12 protein-coding genes are annotated in these 18,460 nt (G+C 37.6%); 7 read left to right on the plus strand and 5 right to left on the minus strand.

Features of this window, described 5'->3' with window-relative positions; all coding sequences use genetic code 11:
* Positions 1 to 444: 444 nt before the first annotated feature.
* A complete protein-coding gene (locus tag AADJ06_RS06035) occupies positions 445 to 1,479 on the plus strand; it encodes a transcriptional regulator (protein ID WP_341225509.1) in 1,035 nt (344 codons plus the stop codon).
* Positions 1,480 to 1,482: 3 nt separating this feature from the next.
* Here AADJ06_RS06035 and AADJ06_RS06040 read toward each other — a convergent pair whose 3' ends face one another.
* Together AADJ06_RS06040 and AADJ06_RS06045 are read right to left on the minus strand one after the other, a co-directional pair.
* Positions 1,483 to 2,040: a hypothetical protein gene (locus AADJ06_RS06040; protein ID WP_341225510.1), complete on the minus strand. Its 558-nt coding sequence runs from the start codon at positions 2,038 to 2,040 to the stop codon at positions 1,483 to 1,485.
* 122 nt (positions 2,041 to 2,162) lie between these two features.
* Complete coding sequence (locus AADJ06_RS06045; RefSeq protein WP_341225511.1) at positions 2,163 to 4,622, minus strand: glycoside hydrolase family 95 protein; 2,460 nt, start codon at positions 4,620 to 4,622, stop codon at positions 2,163 to 2,165.
* A 392-nt stretch (positions 4,623 to 5,014) separates the two neighbouring features.
* Between AADJ06_RS06045 and AADJ06_RS06050 the strand changes: the two genes are divergently transcribed.
* Genes AADJ06_RS06050 through AADJ06_RS06070 form a run of 5 tightly spaced genes read left to right on the plus strand, consistent with a single transcriptional unit; the run spans position 5,015 to position 11,154 of the window.
* A complete protein-coding gene (locus AADJ06_RS06050; RefSeq protein WP_341225512.1) occupies positions 5,015 to 6,262 on the plus strand; it encodes a ribulose-bisphosphate carboxylase large subunit family protein in 1,248 nt (415 codons plus the stop codon).
* On the plus strand, positions 6,262 to 7,611 hold the full coding sequence (locus AADJ06_RS06055) for a four-carbon acid sugar kinase family protein (protein ID WP_341225513.1): 1,350 nt from the start codon (positions 6,262 to 6,264) through the stop codon (positions 7,609 to 7,611). Before AADJ06_RS06050 ends, AADJ06_RS06055 begins: the two co-directional genes overlap by 1 nt.
* A gap of 18 nt (positions 7,612 to 7,629) precedes the next feature.
* Positions 7,630 to 8,292: an aspartate/glutamate racemase family protein gene (locus tag AADJ06_RS06060; protein WP_341225514.1), complete on the plus strand. Its 663-nt coding sequence runs from the start codon at positions 7,630 to 7,632 to the stop codon at positions 8,290 to 8,292.
* Between the two features lies 1 nt (position 8,293).
* The gene (locus AADJ06_RS06065; RefSeq protein WP_341225515.1) at positions 8,294 to 9,571 is read left to right on the plus strand and encodes a bile acid:sodium symporter family protein; all 1,278 of its coding nucleotides are present in this window, start codon (positions 8,294 to 8,296) and stop codon (positions 9,569 to 9,571) included.
* Entirely contained in the window at positions 9,568 to 11,154 is a 1,587-nt protein-coding gene (locus AADJ06_RS06070) for a nucleoside hydrolase-like domain-containing protein (protein ID WP_341225516.1), read from the plus strand. The genes AADJ06_RS06065 and AADJ06_RS06070 overlap by 4 nt, the downstream gene beginning before the upstream one ends.
* A gap of 28 nt (positions 11,155 to 11,182) precedes the next feature.
* Here the strand turns inward: AADJ06_RS06070 and AADJ06_RS06075 are convergent, their stop codons facing one another.
* Positions 11,183 to 13,399: an ATP-binding protein gene (locus AADJ06_RS06075; RefSeq protein WP_341225517.1), complete on the minus strand. Its 2,217-nt coding sequence runs from the start codon at positions 13,397 to 13,399 to the stop codon at positions 11,183 to 11,185.
* Positions 13,400 to 13,558: 159 nt separating this feature from the next.
* Here AADJ06_RS06075 and AADJ06_RS06080 point away from each other — a divergent pair, with 159 nt between their 5' ends.
* Positions 13,559 to 14,122 carry a biliverdin-producing heme oxygenase gene (locus AADJ06_RS06080; RefSeq protein ID WP_341225518.1) on the plus strand — a complete coding sequence of 188 codons (564 nt, stop codon included), beginning with the start codon at positions 13,559 to 13,561 and terminating at the stop codon, positions 14,120 to 14,122.
* 95 nt (positions 14,123 to 14,217) lie between these two features.
* Here the strand turns inward: AADJ06_RS06080 and AADJ06_RS06085 are convergent, their stop codons facing one another.
* Positions 14,218 to 15,924 carry a hypothetical protein gene (locus AADJ06_RS06085; RefSeq protein ID WP_341225519.1) on the minus strand — a complete coding sequence of 569 codons (1,707 nt, stop codon included), beginning with the start codon at positions 15,922 to 15,924 and terminating at the stop codon, positions 14,218 to 14,220.
* 336 nt (positions 15,925 to 16,260) lie between these two features.
* The gene (locus tag AADJ06_RS06090) at positions 16,261 to 18,228 is read right to left on the minus strand and encodes a VCBS repeat-containing protein (RefSeq protein WP_341225520.1); all 1,968 of its coding nucleotides are present in this window, start codon (positions 18,226 to 18,228) and stop codon (positions 16,261 to 16,263) included.
* Between the last annotated feature and the right edge of the window lie 232 nt (positions 18,229 to 18,460).

Genomic DNA, 18,460 nt, shown 5'->3' on the forward strand with positions numbered 1-18,460 from the left:
GTATTTACTAGGTAAAAGTAAACCTCACAAATGAGCTGACTGTCCTGAGCCATCCTGAACCATAGACTAATTTTAAAGTACTTAATTCAACAAACTCACTTTTATAATTAAACTATTCCAATATAATACATCAATATAAGTCAACTTAGGAGATATTTAAGGTGAATATTCTTAGTTCACTTTTGAGAATGGGAGAGAAAAAAGAACACCAAATAAAGTTATTAATACTTTCTATTATTTTCTTTTACTTTCATTTATCGCAACCTTTGACAGTAAATAAAAGCAAAACGATAACACATATTCAATTAAATATGTTTTTACATCCATTTTCATCCACAATCATCACTTGTACTTAGAGCGACCGAATGGTACTTGAAAAGTATTGGAAAGAATAGTATCTTTATTGACACCTTACCATCCCTATCAAAAGCTTAGAAATAATAAATGAAAGAACACCCGCTAATACAGCTCATTTCGATAGATGGTTATTCGGCTACGCCCAAATACCTACAGCTTGCTAATTCTATATTAGCAGCCATCAGCAAGTCGGCCATGGAGAAAGATGAAACCTTGCCCTCTATCAATGAATTAAGCTATGGCTGTGATATATCAAGAGATACAGCCGAAAAGGGTTATAAGTATTTAAAAAAAATGGGAATCCTAGATTCCGTACCCGGCAAGAGTTATTTTATAAAAAGTACCACCTACCATCCTCAGCCAAACATTCTTTTACTGGCCAATAAGCTAAACGCTCATAAGAAAATCATATATGATTCCTTAGTCGCTTCTTTAGACGAAACAGTATTCATAGACTTTTACGTTTATAATAATGACTATAACTATTTCAAAAAACTCCTTAAAAACAACAACCAGAATTACACCCATTATGTAGTCATTCCGCATTTTACAGAAGGAAGCGAAAGGATACATGAGTTTATCAATTCAGAGATACCTAGTGAAAAGTTAATAGTGGTGGACAAACCTATTCAGGGAATCAAAGGCGAATACGGTGCTGTATGTCAAAACTTCAAAGCAGACATTTTCAATGCCATGGAGCAAGCACGAGACGCTCTTGCGAAGTATCAAAAGATAAAAATAATTTTCCCTCAAGATGCACATCACCCTAAAGAGATACTAGCCGGCCTATCTCGCTTTTGTGAACAATATTCTTTTGAACTGGAAGCTATCAGTGGATTATTAGAAGAGGAAATTGAAAAAGGTGTGGCCTACATCAGCATCACAGAGAGCGATTTAATATCCTTGGTAGAAAAAGCGATAGCCTCTCCCTTTAAAGTCGGAACTGACGTGGGCGTTATTTCTTATAACGAAACACCGCTAAAAAAAGTAATACTAAACGGCATTACCACCATTTCTACAGATTTCCAGATGATGGGTCAAAAAACAGCCCAATTGATTCAGAATAATACCAAAGAACATATTGAAGTTCCATTTTATTTGACTTTGAGGGCTTCGCTGTAAGGCTTAAATTTTAGGCCTCCAATTAGGGTTAAACTCCTTTGCCTGAAATCCAATGTGGCCCAGATCAACTGTAACTGTGTTTCCTTTTTTGTTTTGAGACTTTACATTATCCATAATTAGGCAAAAAGAAATCAATAGTTCTATATCAGAATCATTATCTGCAATTAGTCTGTAATTATCCCCAGAGAACCAACTTACTGCTTCTTTGTCCCACCAAGCAATTTGTTTATCATTTCTATAGATTGAATGCTTTCTCCCTCTATGCCCAAATATTTCATATAAATCGCCGGCTACCTGGCATTCATAATGTAGCTTCCAAAGATTCTTTGTCCGAAACTGGAATATATTATTATCATATCTAATTAAGTCGTAAGACGTTTTAAACCATGCCCATTTTTGATTTAGCTGGTATCTTGACTTACCTTGAGTTTTATTAAATAAATTTATTTCACTCAGAATAGTAAATAGCTCCTTCCTTGCATTAAAAGCTCCTTTACCATCTAAATGAATGTTGTACTCCGCACCAATGGATATTTTCCGTTGATTAATGTCTATTTCCATCTTTTGTTTGTGTGTTTAATCTGGCGGCCCTTCATTGAGGCATCATTTCATACCTCAAAGTCCTATTAATGTAAGTATCCAAAAACATACCAAGAACTAAAGAACATAAAAATCACATCCATTTACTTAACCAAAATCTCATACGTATCCCCTATTTCAGTATTGAACGAAGTCCTGAAATAAACCTGATTATTGACTGTCACTTTTGAAACTTCAGTTTTAACATTCTTCACTTCTAATTCAACTTTTGTTTGAAGTACGCAAGAATTTCCGTGTCCTGATGTGATAGAAGCCCCTTTCAAGCTTCCGTTTGACCAATTCATATTTATTTCAAAACCACCTCTAGCTACCAAACCATTTACATTTCCCTTGCTCCATTCTTCAGGCAAAGCAGGTAATAACTGGATAATGCCTTTATAGCTTTGTAGTAACATTTCAGAAACACCAGCAGTAAAACCAAAGTTGGCATCCATCTGGAATGGTGGGTGGCTACCGAATAAATTAGGATTGGTGCTTTTAAGAAAAACTCGATCCACGTTTTCAAGTGCCTTTTCAGCGTCTAAAAGTCGGGCATACAAACTTATCAGCCATGCGGCACTCCATCCTGTATGACCGCCACCATTTGATAATCTAAAATTCAGTGACTTTTTCGCGGCTTCAGCTAACTCAGGCGTTTCTAAAACGTTAATCTGCGAGCCAGGGTGCAATGCAAATAGGTGTGACATGTGGCGGTGACCTGCATCAGCTTCTTCAAAAGGGCTTGCCCATTCCATTAACCTTCCGTCCTCTCCAATTTTATATCCCAGTAATTGCTTTTGTGCATTTGCTACATTGGTTACAAATTCATTCGCTATTCCTAATTCTTTTGATGCCTTTAAGAAGTCATCAAACAAGCTCCAAATAACTTGTTGGTCATGTGTAGGTCCCATGCTAATTTGGCTTTTATTGCCATCAGGAGTTATGAATGAATTTTCTGGAGAAGCAGCTGGACCAGAAACTAATAGTCCGGTTTTTGGGTCTGTAACCAACCAGCTAAGTGAAAATTCTACCGAAGATTTTAACGTGGGATACATTCTTTTCAGGAAATCCTTATCACCCGTAAAAGCATAATGCTCACCTATGTGCTGACAAATCCATGCCCCCGCACCAGTGTGCATTCCCCAACTAGCGGCTTCACCTGGTGAAGTATAGCCCCAAACATTGGTAATAGGGTGCACCACCCATCCATCTGCATGGTAGTGCGTTTTAGCCGTTTTGGAGCCTGGCTCTACCAATGACTCAATTAGGTCAAATAAGGGCAAATGCATTTCTGGTAAATTGGTAGACTCTACTGGCCAATAATTCATTTGCAGATTGATATTGGTGTGATAATCGCCATTCCAAGCGGTTTTAATTTTATTAGACCAAATTCCTTGAAGATTAGCCGGCATAGTACCAGGACGAGATGATGAAATTATCAAATAACGACCATACTGAAACATGAGCTCCGCCAAATGCTTGTCGCTTTTCCGCGAATCTTTAAAAGCCATTAATCGCTCATCGGTAGGTATTAAATCCTTTTCTCCGTTTGTAATATCAAAAGCCACTCGCTTAAAATAATTTTGATAATCGGCTATATGCTCGTTTAAAAGTATGCTGTATGCTTTTTCGCTGGCTTTTTCAATGTTGCTTTTGGTTATAGTTTTATAGTCTCGCCCCTTGTAAATAGGGTATTCTAATTTATAATCTGTAGATGCGGAGAGATAAAGCGTTACTTCATCAGCATTCGAAATTGTCAATTTTCCATCTTTACTGACTACTGTTCCGTTTTTAGCAACAGCTTTTAATCTTGCCATGTATTGCAAGCCATCACCGCCTTTTCCATTTGAAAGTGCACCTGTCAATACCAATTGGTCTCCTTCCGAAAACGTAGTAAAACGTTCTGGTCTGTCCATGCCACAAGAGAAGGAAACCTTACCCTTTTTATCTGCCGTAAAATTGGCTACCATGACCTGGTCAGGAGCACTTGTAAAAATTTCTCTTTTAAACTTCACACCACCCTGCGTATAACTTACCCGTACCATGGCATCATTTAAATCAAGCTCTCTATGGTAGTTTGTGTAGGGTTCATTTTTGTTAAAATCTAACCATAAATCACCCAGTGTTTGAAAGCTTCCAAAAGGCACTTTATAACCTTGACCTTTCCCAGAGCCACTTCCAATGCATATTTGTGTCTTATTGGTAAGCTCCGTGGCTTCCTTATATTTTCCCTGAAACAGTAAGCTTCTAATTTCTGCGAGCGAATTAAAAGCATCTGGATTGTCATTATCATCAGGACTTCCAGACCACATAGTTTCCTCACTCAGCTGAATTCTTTCTTTATTCACATCACCAAATACCATTACACCCAAAGCTCCATTTCCTAATGGAAGTGCTTTTAGCCATTCTGCATCATCTTTGTAAGTGCTTATATCATCTTTGATAGAAGAATTGGCTGGAGAGCTATACCAAAGTTTTAAGGAAGAAGAATCTTCCGACTGTGCGGTAGCATTGCTAGTAAAAATGGACAAGCCAATAAGGAGATTTAGAAGCTTTTTTCTCATTTGAAGATTTTTTTGGGTTGAATAATTGAATATTTTAGGGTAAGAATCGGCTTATAAAAACTTAGTTTAATAAACTAATAAATCAGACCAAACGAGAGGCTCTTAATTTAACATTAAGACCTTTATTATAACCTCTTTGAGTATAAAAAATATTAGTCATATTAAATATATTATCACAACTCTCGAGTGTTTTTTGATTGAACAATATTGGTTTGAAATCGCTAATCTAAGCTTTTTAAAACTTTAGCCCATACGGAATTCACTTTCGTTTAATTTCTTTTATTTACGATTAATTTGCTTTCTTTACTTTTCAAATTAAGGTTTTCAAAATCATATTAGCAAGATCTTAAAAAAATAATTAGCGATAAAATAAGAAAATTGACCCTTATAAAATGGAACGTATTACGGCTACCTATTTAGTAGAAACGTGCTATGATTTAAAAGACGCTGCACACGTTTTAGCTGGCGAGCAATCAAGTGGAACTTTCGTTTCTGTCCCTGGTGAATCTGACGAATTAAAAGCCCGTTTTGCTGCACGTGTAGAGCAAATAGAGGAACTAGAATCAGCCTCACAGCCAAGTTTACCAGGTGATTTTGGCTCAAACATGACCTTTAAAAGAGCGAAAATCACAGTCTCTTGGTCTGAAGAAAACTTTGGTACCAATGTACCCGCTTTAGTTTCTACCTTACAAGGAAACCTATATGAACTGAAACAATTTACAGGTTTAAAGCTTGATAGCTTCAATCTACCAAAGTCTTTTACCGATAAATTTAAAGGACCACGGTTTGGAATAAAAGGAACTAAGGATTTAGCAAGTGTTTCTTCCGACAGGCCCATGATTGGCACCATCATAAAGCCAAGTGTAGGCTTAACGCCAGAATATACTGCAGACCTAGTAAAAGTATTAGCAGAAGCAGGAATTGACTTTGTGAAAGATGATGAATTAATGACTTCTACGTCCAATTCTCCTTTTGAAAAAAGGGTAGAAACGATTCAAAAAGCAATCAATGCTCATCAAGATAAAACTGGAAAAAGAGTAATGTACGCCTACAATATTAGTGGCGACATAGACCAAATGCAAAGCCAATATGAGTGGATAGTGAAACATGGGGGCTCCTGTGCAATGATTAGTATAAACAGCGTGGGTTGGGCTGCTACCAAGAAAATTAGTGAGATGGGTGAGCTATCTATTCATGGTCACAGAAATGGCTACGGAATGTTAAATCGTCACCCTCTTTTGGGAATCAATTTTCCTGCCTATTCCAAGATTTGGCGGCTTGCTGGTGTAGACCAATTGCATGTTAACGGTATTGAAAACAAATTTTGGGAGTCGGATGACTCCGTGGTTCGTTCTATAAATTCTTGCTTAAAACCGTTTATAAATGAGCAAGGCATTTTACCCGTAGTTTCTTCAGGTCAATGGGGCGGACAAGCTTTTGAAACTTATAAAAGAACTCAAACTACTGATTTACTCTACATGGCAGGTGGTGGAATAATGGCACATCCATCTGGCCCTGCAGGTGGAGTGAGGGCTTTGAAACAAGCTTGGAAAGGTGCTGTGGATGGCAAAACACTTCAAGAAACGGCTAAGGATTGTAAAGAATTTGGTGAGTCGGTACAAAAATTCGGTAGTAAGTAATGAACATCCAAATAGCATTTTATGGCGATGACTTTACGGGCTCTACGGATGCACTAGAATCCCTTTCAAGAGCTGGACTAAAAACGGTGTTGTTTTTGGATATCCCTACACCTGAACTTTTAGGACAATTTGAAGATTTAGACGCAATTGGAATTGCAGGATTGACACGAGCTATGCCACCTAAAGAAATGGAGGATGAGCTGCTTCCTGCGTTTCAAGCTTTTAAAAATTTGACACCAAAGTATGTGCATTATAAAGTATGTTCTACTTTTGATTCTTCCGTTGAAATTGGCAATCTAGGTACTGCAATTAACTGCGGCAACAAGGTTTTTGGGCAAAATGTAGTACCTATTCTAGTAGCTGCACCACACTTAGGGAGGTACTCGGCTTTTGGAAACTTATATGCTCGTATGGGGGCTGGTTCTAAGGGAGATATTTATAGATTAGACCGCCATCCTTCCATGAGTAATCATCCCACTACACCTGCGGATGAATCAGACTTAAAATTGCATTTATCTAAGCAATATAGCGGTAAAAGTGGCTTAATAGATTTGGTCGATATTGAAGGCGAAATTGATGAAATTTCACATAAGATTGACCAAATGATTTCAGAAGATACGAAAGTGATATTTTTTGATGCCATGTATGAAAACCAACTATCTAAAATTGGGGAATCTTTTGAGCGACTAGCGTCCAAAACAAAGACTCTTTTTTCTTTAGGCTCATCTGGTATTGCAAAAGCTCTTGGGAACTTTTGGGCACAACAAGGTACATTCAAAGAACAAAAAAACTGGAAAAATATTAAACCTGAAAAAGCTATAATCGTGCTTTCTGGCAGTTGTTCACCCATTACAGGTGAGCAGATTACATGGGCTGTAGAAAACGGATTTTATGAAATAGCCGTTGACTCTGATGTGTTAGACCAGGAAAAAACAGCTTCTAGAATAAGCGATTACACCAATAAAATGGTGGATTCGCTATTAAAGGGTAGAAGTGTAATTCTGCATACATGTAAAGGACCAAATGACCCACGTTTGGCCAAAACCAAAGCATATTCTTCTGGTGAAAATATCGCAAGCCAGTTTGGTAAGGTTTTAGGTTTGGCTGCCAGAAAAGCTTTGGAAAAAGTACCGATTACAAGGCTCGTTATAGCGGGGGGCGACACCTCTGGCTATGTCGCCAAAAATTTAGGCATAGAAGCGGTAGAGATGATTGCACCTATTTATCCAGGGGCACCATTGTGCGTGGCATATGCTCGCAACTCGCCAGTTGACAAAATGCAAATCAATTTGAAAGGTGGACAAGTAGGCGATGAAACCTATTTTGAACTATTAAGACAAGGTAATTAAACGAAAATACTTAAAACTATGAGCAAGACATTAGGACTAATTCACACTTCGGCCACGCTGGTGCCGGTATTTCAAGAGTTGATAGACCAATACCTAAAGGGTAAGGATATTAAGGTTTTTAATATTGTGGATGACAGTTTGATAAAAAATACGATAGCTAGAAACGAGTTTACTCAAGACACCGCTAGACGCGTGGTAGATTATGTGGGTTCTGCAGAAGCAGCGGGAGCAGATTATATCATGGTGACTTGTTCTTCCATAGGGTCGGCAGTGGAAACTGCTGCCGGACTAACAGGTGTGCCTGTACTTAGGGTAGACCAGCCAATGGCAGATAAAGCTGTGGAAATGGGAACGAAAATAGGTGTGGTGGCTACGCTGCCTACTACTCTAGGGCCAACAAGCGACTTGGTACTCAGACGAGCTCAAAAGGCAGGAAAAGAAATAGAATTAACTTCAAAACTCTGTGAAGGGGCTTTTGAAGCTTTAATGGGAGGGAAACCAGAAGTTCACGACAAAATGGTGGCGGAAGCACTCATAGAATTATCTACCAAAGTAGATGTGATTTTATTAGCTCAAGCATCCATGGCTCGCGTGGTAGGCCAGCTATCTGAAGAAGATAAAAAAGTCCCAATTTTGGCTAGTCCAGGGATAGCAATGGAGTATTTATCAACTGTATTTTAAAATGTTATTATTACAACGTAGTGGACTTTGGATAGCGGCATTATCGATCATTGGGCTAGTTATTAGTGTGTTTTTTGATGCTTTTGATTTAACCAAACTTTTTGCAGTATTAGGTGTTGTGTCTTTTGGTGTTGGCGTTGGTGCGGTTTCAGCACTAAAGAGTTACAGTTACACCATCTGGATTATTGTAGCCATTGTGTGTGGTATGCTTTACCCTTCCACTTTTTTGCATATCGGCGACTTTGACATGCGAAACAAGTGGCTCATTTTGATAGTGATTCAGTTGGTGATGTTTGGCATGGGTACCCAAATGAGTTTGAAAGATTTCTCGGGCATAGGTAAAATGGGGAAAGGTGTGCTGGTGGGTGTAGTGTGTCAGTTTACTATTATGCCTCTAGCTGGTTATGGACTGACAAAAGTGTTTTCTTTTGAGCCAGAAGTAGCCGCAGGAATCATCTTAATAGGCTCATGTAGCAGCGGTTTGGCTTCCAATGTTATGGTTTTCTTGGCAAAAGCTAATTTACCACTCTCGGTTACTTTAACAGCGGTAGCTACTTTACTTGCTCCTGTTATGACTCCTTTATTGATGACACTTTTGGCAGGAACTTATGTAGAAATAGATTTCCTAAGCATGTGTTTTCAAATTATTCAAATCGTAATTGTACCTATTGGTGCTGCTCTTTTGGCGGAAGCTTTGCGGACATATTCACCAAAGTTTAAGAAGCAAGTCTATTTGGCTGCTGTTTTTTCTATGGTATGGCTAGTTGCCATGATTTTTGGAGGATGGGCATTCATTTCTACCACATTTTCTGGTCTTTCGGTTCAATTATTAGAAATGGTCAATTTCGTAGCAGGAGCTATCATTTTCGGTGTGATTTATTACCATGTTTCTAAATGGCAACCCCAGTTACCTTCTTTCATGCCAATTATTTCTATGTTTGGTATTGTTTATTTCACTTTGGTAACAACGGCAGCTAGTCAAGAAAATATCATGCAAATAGGCCTTATACTTTTTTTAGTGGCCGTTATTCAAAACGCTTTGGGCTATACCTTAGGTTACTCGCTTAGCAGACTGTTAAAACTCAATAAAAACGACGCAAGAACCATAGCCCTAGAAGTTGGACTTCAAAATGGTGGTATGGCAGCAGGTTTAGCGGGTGTCATGGGTAAATTAGCCACGGTAGGTTTAGCCGCAGCAGTTTTTAGCCCTTGGATGAATATTTCAGGCTCTATTCTTGCTAATTATTGGAGGAAAAAGGAAGAACAAGAGGGACTTTGAAAAAGAAAATCTTACTTTCAAGAAAAGGCCAAACCATTTTTTTAAATAAAATCGACCCAGACGGTAATATGAAGTATGTCTTAAAAATTATAGCTTTGGCTATTGTTGTTTTTTCTTGCTCCAAAAAAGTAAGTACAAACAGCGAAGTAGAAAGTCAAAAATCCAGAACCATTGTCACCACAGATGGTGAAATAGATGATGTGGACTCTTTCATTAGAATGTTGCTTTATGCCAATGAATTTAAGCTAGAAGGTTTAGTGATAAGCAGCTCCATGTGGCATTACAAAGGTGACGGCAATGGCACTTTGTTTACTTCAGAAATGGAAATGACAAAGAAATTGTATGGAGCTATCCCAGACCTTCGCTGGCCAGGCACAGAATGGATGAATCCGCTCATTGATGCTTATGAAGAAGCATATCCAAAACTCAGCCAGCATGCGGAAGGTTTCCCAACAGCCTCACACTTAAGAAGTTTGGTAAAAGTAGGAAATATTGACTTTGAAGGAGAAATGGAGAAAGTTACAGAAGGTTCTGAGTTTATTAAGGCCAGCCTTTTGGATGATAATATGGAGCCACTTTATCTACAAGTTTGGGGTGGTACAAATACCATTGCGAGGGCCTTGAAATCTATTGAAGAAGAATATAAAAACACAGAACAATGGGAGGCTGTTTATAAAAAAGTCTGTGATAAAGCCATCATTTATGCCATACTAGACCAAGATGCTACTTATAGGAAATACATTGCCCCCAACTGGCCTGATGTTAAGATTTTCTATAATTCTAATCAGTTTTGGTGTTTCGCATATCCTTGGAAAAGTGCAGTACCTACTGAGCAGCATTATCTTTTTGAAGGTAAGTTTATGGGAGAGGAAATCATCAACAATCATGGACCCTTGCTGAAACAATATTATAGCTACGGTGATGGATTAAAGCAAGAAGGCGACGATGAACACATTCATGGTGATTTAAGTAAACTAAAAGGAACTCAATGGGGAGATTTTGGTCAATATGACTTTATCTCAGAAGGTGATTCGCCAGCTTATCTTCATTTGATTGATGTGGGATTAGATAACCTAAACAATCCGTCTTGGGGAGGTTGGGGTGGCCGCTTAGTGCAATCTACAGAGCAAGCAAACCGCTGGGAAGATGGAGACGCCGCCAAAGATTTCAGCCCATACACCAAGGAGATGGATGCCACTTATCCTCAGATTAGATGGGTAAAAGCCATTCAAGAGGACTTTGCCGCCAGAGCAGACTGGTGTATTAATGATTTTGCTGATGCTAATCATGCACCTATAGTAACAGCTGTGACTCCAAATGAAATCTCTGCAAAACCAGGCGAAACTGTCAGTTTAGAAATCTCTGCCAGCGACCCGGATGGCAATGAAATAGCGACTATTTTCTGGATTTATAAAGAAGTAGGTACTTATGAACAAGAAGCTCAGCTAAGTTCAAATGGTATGACTGCCACTATAGAACTAGCAGATTCTGATACGGGAACTCTTCATATTATAGCAGAGGTGAAAGATAACGGCGTGCACTCAATGACTCGTTATCAGCGTTTCGTAATAAAGGTTGAATAGAAAACCTTTAAGCCGTCATTGGTGATTTTCAAACAAGCTTAAAATCAATAGTAAAAGTAGCTCCCTTATCAGCTTCTCCAAAAGCGGAAATAATTCCAGAGTGCACGTCAACAACCTTTTTACATATGGCTAAACCTACACCAGAGCCAGCAATATTACTGTTGCTGTGTATTCTTTGAAAAACCTGAAAAATATTACCCGCGTATTTATTCTCAAAACCTAAACCATTATCTCTTACATTTATACGTAAGTATGGATTATTATCATTCATCACTTTTTCAAAATCAATATCTATATGAGGACTTCTAATAGGTGCAGCAAACTTGATAGAATTACTAATCAAATTACTGAATAACTGCCTCAACAACACTGCATAACCTTTGATTGCTGGAATATTAGGGGCTATAGAATATGTTAAATTTGACTCTTCAAATTCTAAAAATGCCTCCTCTATTAAACTATTCAAATCAACCTCGTCATAATCACTTTGAAGGTATTTGGTTTTATTTAATGTTAGAAGGTCATCAATAAGATTTTGCATTCTACTTGCAGAATTATTAATCTTATCAATCATTTTTTGACTAGATTCTGGAAGTTCAAATTTGTTATCATCCATCAAAATAGATGTAAAAATTCTAATCTTACGCAAAGGTTCCTTAAGGTCATGCGTGCTTATCCAATTTATATTTTCTAGTTCTTCATTAGCTTCCTTAAGTTTTTGAAGCAGGCCTTCCTGACGTTTTTGAACATGCTTACTTCTTAAATAGGTCAAATGCCTTTGCAAAGAAAATATGGTTTGCTTAGCAATATCAATTTCAACTTCATCCCACGGTCTTGACATATTAGAAACTACCTCTTGCCATGACGCAAAAGATTTCCTTGGACTTAAGCCGTCCTTGTCTTTCTCAATAGCTTTATCTGGGTTTCCAGCCCATTTTATTTCCTTTTTCACCTCTTTCCTAAACCAAATAGCATAAGTATTTACATCTAAACTAAATGCAAGAAGTCCAGCTATTTTACCACCCTCCGGACTATCATAGTCTTTCACCAAGTTGTTTGATACCTGATAATCGCTACCATCCAGGTTAAAGTACTCCATTAGCCTATTAAGTTCTTTCTCCTCTAGTACTTCGCCATGTTTTATTGGAAAAATGGTAGAATTACAAAAAAAACCGTCAGCTTGAGTTATCAATTTTAAGTTGTCCCACGGTGTGTCAAGAGAATCGCTTTCGGTTATGTTCAGTTTTTCTTGAAACAGTTTTAAGTAAACTTCCAGCGACATCTTCTTTTCATAGTTCATTGCAATTTCCTGCACACCTATTCTTGAAGTAAGAAATTGACCTTGTAAAAGAGCAGATACTCTAACATAGAAAGAAAGGTTTTTAGGCGAATAATGGTGGCACGCAATTAAACCCCAAAGTCTCCCATCTTTTATCAGTGAGATTGTCAAAGTAGCCCCCACTCCCATATTTTGTAAATACTTAATATGAATAGGCGAGACACTTCTTAACACAGACATACTCAAATCTACTTGCTCATGAGAAGCCTCAGCATTTAACGTTAATAAAGGAACCGGAGAATAGCCAATATCGGCAATCATTCTTACTAAGTTCTTCATATATAACTGCCTCGCCTGCGGTGGTATATCTGTATGAGGATAATGCAAACCTAGAAATGATTCTAATCTCTCTTCTTTAGCTTCAGCGAAGACCTCTCCGTTATACTCTTCATCAAATTTGTAAATCATTACCCTATCGTAACCCGTAATTTTCTTTATCAACTCGCTACTTCGTTGAGCCAGTTCCTTCAAATCTTTAGCCTGCGAAGCAAGCTCCGCAAACTCAAAAGACGTTGAATTTAAAAACGGGATATCCTTTGAATGACCTTCATTTGGTTCAAATTCTAAGATGTAAAAATCACCCGAACGATGAACCAACAAATCCATAGGAGAATCAAGCACATTTAGAGGTATCATACCGTTTTGAGTATAACCCTCTTTAAATACCAATTCTTCAAATTTGGAGTAATCCTCTTTTGATAAAAAAGAACTCAAGGAAGACTCAAGGAGCAATGGAGGTAAAACCTTTAGTTTAGACCAATTTTCAGAACAATACTTAATTATATGTTGATCATTAACGACTAATAAATAACCATGTGGCTGAATAGAACCAGGAACATGAATTGGCTCACTTTCGCAGTTCTCCAAATTCACCAAATCGCGATAAATAATACTTTTAGGCTCCATAGAATAAAAAATACAGCTTATAATGCCACTTTAATACAAATTAAAAATATCAAAGTTAATTAATATCGTATTCAATCGGGACTTAAAACAAGATATAAGGAGTATAATCTTTAATTTTAGAACTTAAACATATTTGACTTTAAATTCACTCGCCAAAGAATGATTGCCGAACAGCTCAAAAAAGATACGCTAGAAGAACATCAAAATCTAGAAGGAATGATAGTAAGGAGACTAAAGCAATTGGAGAACAAAGCTGACCTTGCCAAAGTTTTAAAAAGCTTTTACGGCTTTTATAATCCATTAGAAACCGCGATAGAAAAGTTCATTTTCAAAAGTTCTTTGCCAGACATGGAAACACGCCGAAAGTCCAGTTGGCTTTTACAAGACCTTCAAAATTTAGAAGTAAACAATGAGGAGCTCCCTCTTTGTGATGACATTACTACAATCTCAAACAAAAGTCAAGCACTAGGAGCTATGTATGTTCTAGAGGGTTCTACACTCGGCGGTGAACACATAAATAAAATGCTTCAAAAGCAACTTAATCTTAATGACGAGGCTGTTCTTACTTTCTTCAGTTCTTACAAAGAAAATACCTATAAGAAATGGGCTATATTTCTAAAATTTCTAGAAAACCAAACAAACTCAAAAGAAGAACAGCAATTAGCTATTCAATCGGCTAATGAAACCTTTACAAAATTTCACAAATGGTTGACTAAGGATTGATATCAGCCTATATTGACAGAGCTTATTAATGCTAATTATCAACCTTTTTCAGCTAAAACATTGGGCTCTGAAAATAAACTAACTACTAAACGCTTCTAATTTAAGGTAATAACATGCCTAAAAGGCGTAAAGCCTGTCAAGTAAACTGAAGGCGAATTTCTATCTGCTGATACGCCACCGCGTAAGGTCAGCCCCTTATGCTCTAGCTTCCCAGGCCCAAAACTCAAAGTATCATTACCAACTTTATAGCTTGCTTCATTCCCACTGAACAAAAATGCGTTTGGCTCAACTTCGGATGGCGAAACACCAGATAACTCCCCACCAGGCCTAAATATTAATTCCATAGAAACCGGAACGCCGTCAGTACCATGTAAATCAAACTCCACCTCTAAGCCACCTTCTATTTCTTTAATCTTGACGGTAGACTCTAAGTATTGAACCTCGCTCTGTTTTCTTATGCTTTTAGGCATTTTATGCCAATCTCCATTGGGGTCAATATTTTCCTTACTCACCGGTTGATAATACGGACCTTCTAACTTTTTGGTCATTACCCATGTATCTCCTTCTTTTGAAATAGAAGGTGACTCAAACTGCCCTTTCCCAAAGAATGATGCATTAATTCGCATGGCTTGTAATACAGCGTTATTCTTATGAAAAGTCAAAAAGTTAGGATTATTGATAAGCAAAGTAGCATCCCAAGAATCTCTACGGATTCGTACTAAATTAGAGAAAGGGAAAAACTTAGCATAACTAGTTGGAAATGGTTTAGCTGAAGGTAACTCTTTCCATAGGAATTTTTCCTCTAAAAAATGGTCTAGATTCCCATTCGTTTTATTAAAATACTTTTCCTCTATCAGCTGGCACATCGCAGCAAACTGAGGATTACGGTCTAAAATAGCCATGTATCGATAAGAGAAGTAATAATTTTCAAAAGTCTTAATACCGCCCTTGTCTTGCCTGTTTGAGGCATCCGTAACCACTTCGCCATTTGGATGAACAAAATACATGGTCATCTCTAGATTTTTCCTTACGTAATCTAAGAGTTCAGGTTTATTTAGCCCGATGGCCACCGTAATAAGTGCTTTGTTAACAATGGCTGAATAGATTCCAGTGCTTTTCTCTGTGTATTGACCATCAGCATCCAAATCAATGCCTTCTGCCAGCCACTCTTCTACTCGCTTTACATATTTATTGTTTGGCCATAAATCATTTATTCTAACCAAAGCAGCACTTACCACCCAGCGGTGATTTGGAGTGTGTATCCCACCTATACTTAGTGCCCCTCCTGCTGCCAACAAGAATGCTTTTAGTTCACTAAATAGCTTATCCGACTCCTCAACATTAGCTTGCTTTAGTAATTGGCAACTTGCTGTTACTCGTTCTACTATAAAGCCAGTATCAGGTGTAGAATGGAAATTAGTACTTAATAGGTCAATAGTACCATCAGCATGCTGAATTTTTCTCAGATACTTTGCTGCTAAAACCAATTTAGATTTTAAATCAGCAGATTTATAAAATTCTGATTCTTTGTTTGTAAAGCCTATAACCCCACGTGTAATCAGGGCATTAGTAGAGTGAGGATTTGGAATATCAACCCTATCTTTTACACCACCAAAAGCCTTTGAAGAATGGTCAAGGATTTGATATTTCAAAACATTACTAATACTAGTGTCATTGAGCTTTATCAAATCTAGTATCCATTGGGGCTTATTTTCCGTCAGCATAGTCGTGGCAGACATCCCTAAAACGGGCAAAATACTCAGTAACAATGTACTTAGTGTGACAAATTCTCTTCTTTTCATTTTCGGCTTTAAATTTTCTAAAATTCTAATTCATGTATTTATCTAAAATACTACTATTAAGAATCAATTTCTAAACTTTGGAAGTGCCTTATACACACTTCATCTACTTTCAATACTTTATTCCAATACTTGCCAAAAGAGCATTGACAAACACGTGGCGTAATTGCTACTAACAGTTTTCTTTATTAATTCACAGCATGAAATAATTAATAAGCCTCGTACTTCTCCTTACAGCATGTAAAGCCAATGGGAAACTATTCATGCTTACTGATGATGTAAATGGGAAATTGATTCTGATTAAAAATGGTGCTATTTAATACGGTAAACAGGCTGAGTTTACCGCTCAAACAAATACATAAAACCGTCTTCAGCTCCTACTAACAAGCTTGGTTTTCCATCCTTGTTTAAGTTAATCATAGTAGGTGACGTGGTATGTCCCGCTAGCCTTTGACTTGAAATATCACCCCTAAAAGCCAGTTGGACTAGACCATTTTCTGTTCCTAAATTTTCAAAAAGCACCACATTTAAACCATTCACCAGAAGGTCTAAATCGCCATCTTCATCCCAGTCTACAAAACACCATTTTCGTCTGCCGCTACCGCCAGCTTCCCCTACATTTAAGCGTAAAGGTCCCGTTTTGTTAACTTTTACATCATTTCTATTGGTAAAGCCAGAGCCATTCACTCCTTTAAAAATACGATTCCCTGGCATTAACTTCAGTATTCCATCTTGCTCAAAACGTTCAAAATAAGCCAAATAACCTTCATGGTCTAGCATGACCAAATCCATCAAACCGTCTTTGTTCCAATCTATGGCATTCGGCGTAGTTCGCCATTGTGTAGCTAATTCTGTTGACTTAGGATTCCACCAATTCCATTTCGGTTTTGGAACTTCCATATTGGCCCAATCCATGATGACAGGCTGAGATTCCGCTAGTTTTGGTTTCCCTATTTGACCAATATTTCTATGCCAGGTTATGGTACCCCAAATAGAATTCACCAGAACATCTTTCAATCCATCCCCATTCCAATCTGCCACCGAAAGCGTGGTATAACCCCACTTGGCTTCTGCAGGGCCTTGAATAGAACCTTTCTCTCCTGCCAAATACCGAATAGGCTCATTATTTACTTCTAAATAAGCTGGCTTTGCCCATGTTCCGTTTAAATTCTCTACAAAACCAATGTAACCAGCAGAATTTCCACATATTAAATCATCGTCGCCGTCATCATCCCAGTCTACCGCAAACGGTGTAACTAAAGCCCCAAACTTAATATGCTCGGCTTTTTGCTGAAAATATTTTGGACTTTCAAACTGCGGCATACGGTCTTTTACTGTTCCCGTATTTTCTACTAAAGCCACACGTCCATCTTCATCACCGATAATAAGATCTATGTCGCCATCTTTATCCCAATCCACAGCTGTTGGGATAATCATCTCCAAATCCATCTTTATTAAACCAGAAGCATTACTTAAAAATCTGCCTTCGGCAAAAACGGGCTTACTGCGTGAACCAACATTTTCAAACCAAGTCAATCTGTCAAGAAATTCACCACATATCAAATCAAGGTCTCCATCGCCATCAAAATCATACATATTTGGCGATGGTGCCCCATAAACGTTAATTGGCTTATTGTTGGCTAATATTTTACCTCTATTTTCATATTTACCATTTAGGTTTTCCAGATAATAAACCACACCACGCAAAGGGCCATTTGTCCAATTCCCTTCCTTATCAAAAGCATTATCCCAGCCGTAATCTGACCAATCGTCTATTCCAGCCAATAAATCTTGGTCGCCATCACCATCAAAATCCACATATTTCCATTGACTAAACCTTATCTTTTTATGATTTTTCTCTAAAGATTTATTATCAAAAATTATTTTGGGATTATTGAAAAACTCGGTTTCAAAGTTTAAATATTCAATCCCTGGTCCTAAAACTTTGGCTTGCCCATTTACATTAGAAACCTGTAAGTTTTTAAACCCTTTGGCAATCTTTCTCCCTTTTTCGAAAACTACTTCCTTATCAGTCTTTTTAGATTTGTTCTCAAAAAAGTAGGTACCATTAGAAGGCTTGTCAGGACATGAAACTATCAAATCCATGTCACCATCCTTATCAAAATCCATAGGAAGTGGCCAAGCCCAGAGCCCCACTCCTAAATCAACCACTAGGTCATCGTTTTGATAAGCAATTTTTCGAAAATCTGGATTTTCAGTAGCAACAATAGGCTTTGAAGATTTACAAGCTAAAAAAGGCAAAAGAAAAATTATAAAGTAGGCGGTCTTCTTTTTAGTTAAATTCATTTCAATCGTATCGGGTTAAATGTATACGCCTCATGGCAAGCGTTCTATTAAATTTATAGCTTTTAAAGTCATTAAGTCAAGTAAACATTCCAAAATAGATAAAAGGCAAGATTGAGAAGTTTAAGCAAAACCAACAAAAACGATTCTTGCATAACAAGCCATTAATAATTATTGAAAAAAGAAGCAAAAACCTCCAATTGACATAATTACCCCTCTTATGAGACATATGAAT

Source organism: uncultured Arcticibacterium sp. (assembly GCF_964021845.1).
In the GTDB taxonomy this organism is placed as follows: domain Bacteria; phylum Bacteroidota; class Bacteroidia; order Cytophagales; family Spirosomataceae; genus Arcticibacterium.

Coding starts and splice junctions, on each gene's coding strand:
- AADJ06_RS06035 (WP_341225509.1), top strand. CDS start 445: ATGAAAGAACACCCGCTAATACAGCTCATTTCGATAGATGGTTATTCG.
- AADJ06_RS06040 (WP_341225510.1), bottom strand. CDS start 2,040: ATGGAAATAGACATTAATCAACGGAAAATATCCATTGGTGCGGAGTAC.
- AADJ06_RS06045 (WP_341225511.1), bottom strand. CDS start 4,622: ATGAGAAAAAAGCTTCTAAATCTCCTTATTGGCTTGTCCATTTTTACT.
- AADJ06_RS06050 (WP_341225512.1), top strand. CDS start 5,015: ATGGAACGTATTACGGCTACCTATTTAGTAGAAACGTGCTATGATTTA.
- AADJ06_RS06055 (WP_341225513.1), top strand. CDS start 6,262: ATGAACATCCAAATAGCATTTTATGGCGATGACTTTACGGGCTCTACG.
- AADJ06_RS06060 (WP_341225514.1), top strand. CDS start 7,630: ATGAGCAAGACATTAGGACTAATTCACACTTCGGCCACGCTGGTGCCG.
- AADJ06_RS06065 (WP_341225515.1), top strand. CDS start 8,294: ATGTTATTATTACAACGTAGTGGACTTTGGATAGCGGCATTATCGATC.
- AADJ06_RS06075 (WP_341225517.1), bottom strand. CDS start 13,399: ATGGAGCCTAAAAGTATTATTTATCGCGATTTGGTGAATTTGGAGAAC.
- AADJ06_RS06080 (WP_341225518.1), top strand. CDS start 13,559: ATGATTGCCGAACAGCTCAAAAAAGATACGCTAGAAGAACATCAAAAT.
- AADJ06_RS06085 (WP_341225519.1), bottom strand. CDS start 15,924: ATGAAAAGAAGAGAATTTGTCACACTAAGTACATTGTTACTGAGTATT.
- AADJ06_RS06090 (WP_341225520.1), bottom strand. CDS start 18,228: ATGAATTTAACTAAAAAGAAGACCGCCTACTTTATAATTTTTCTTTTG.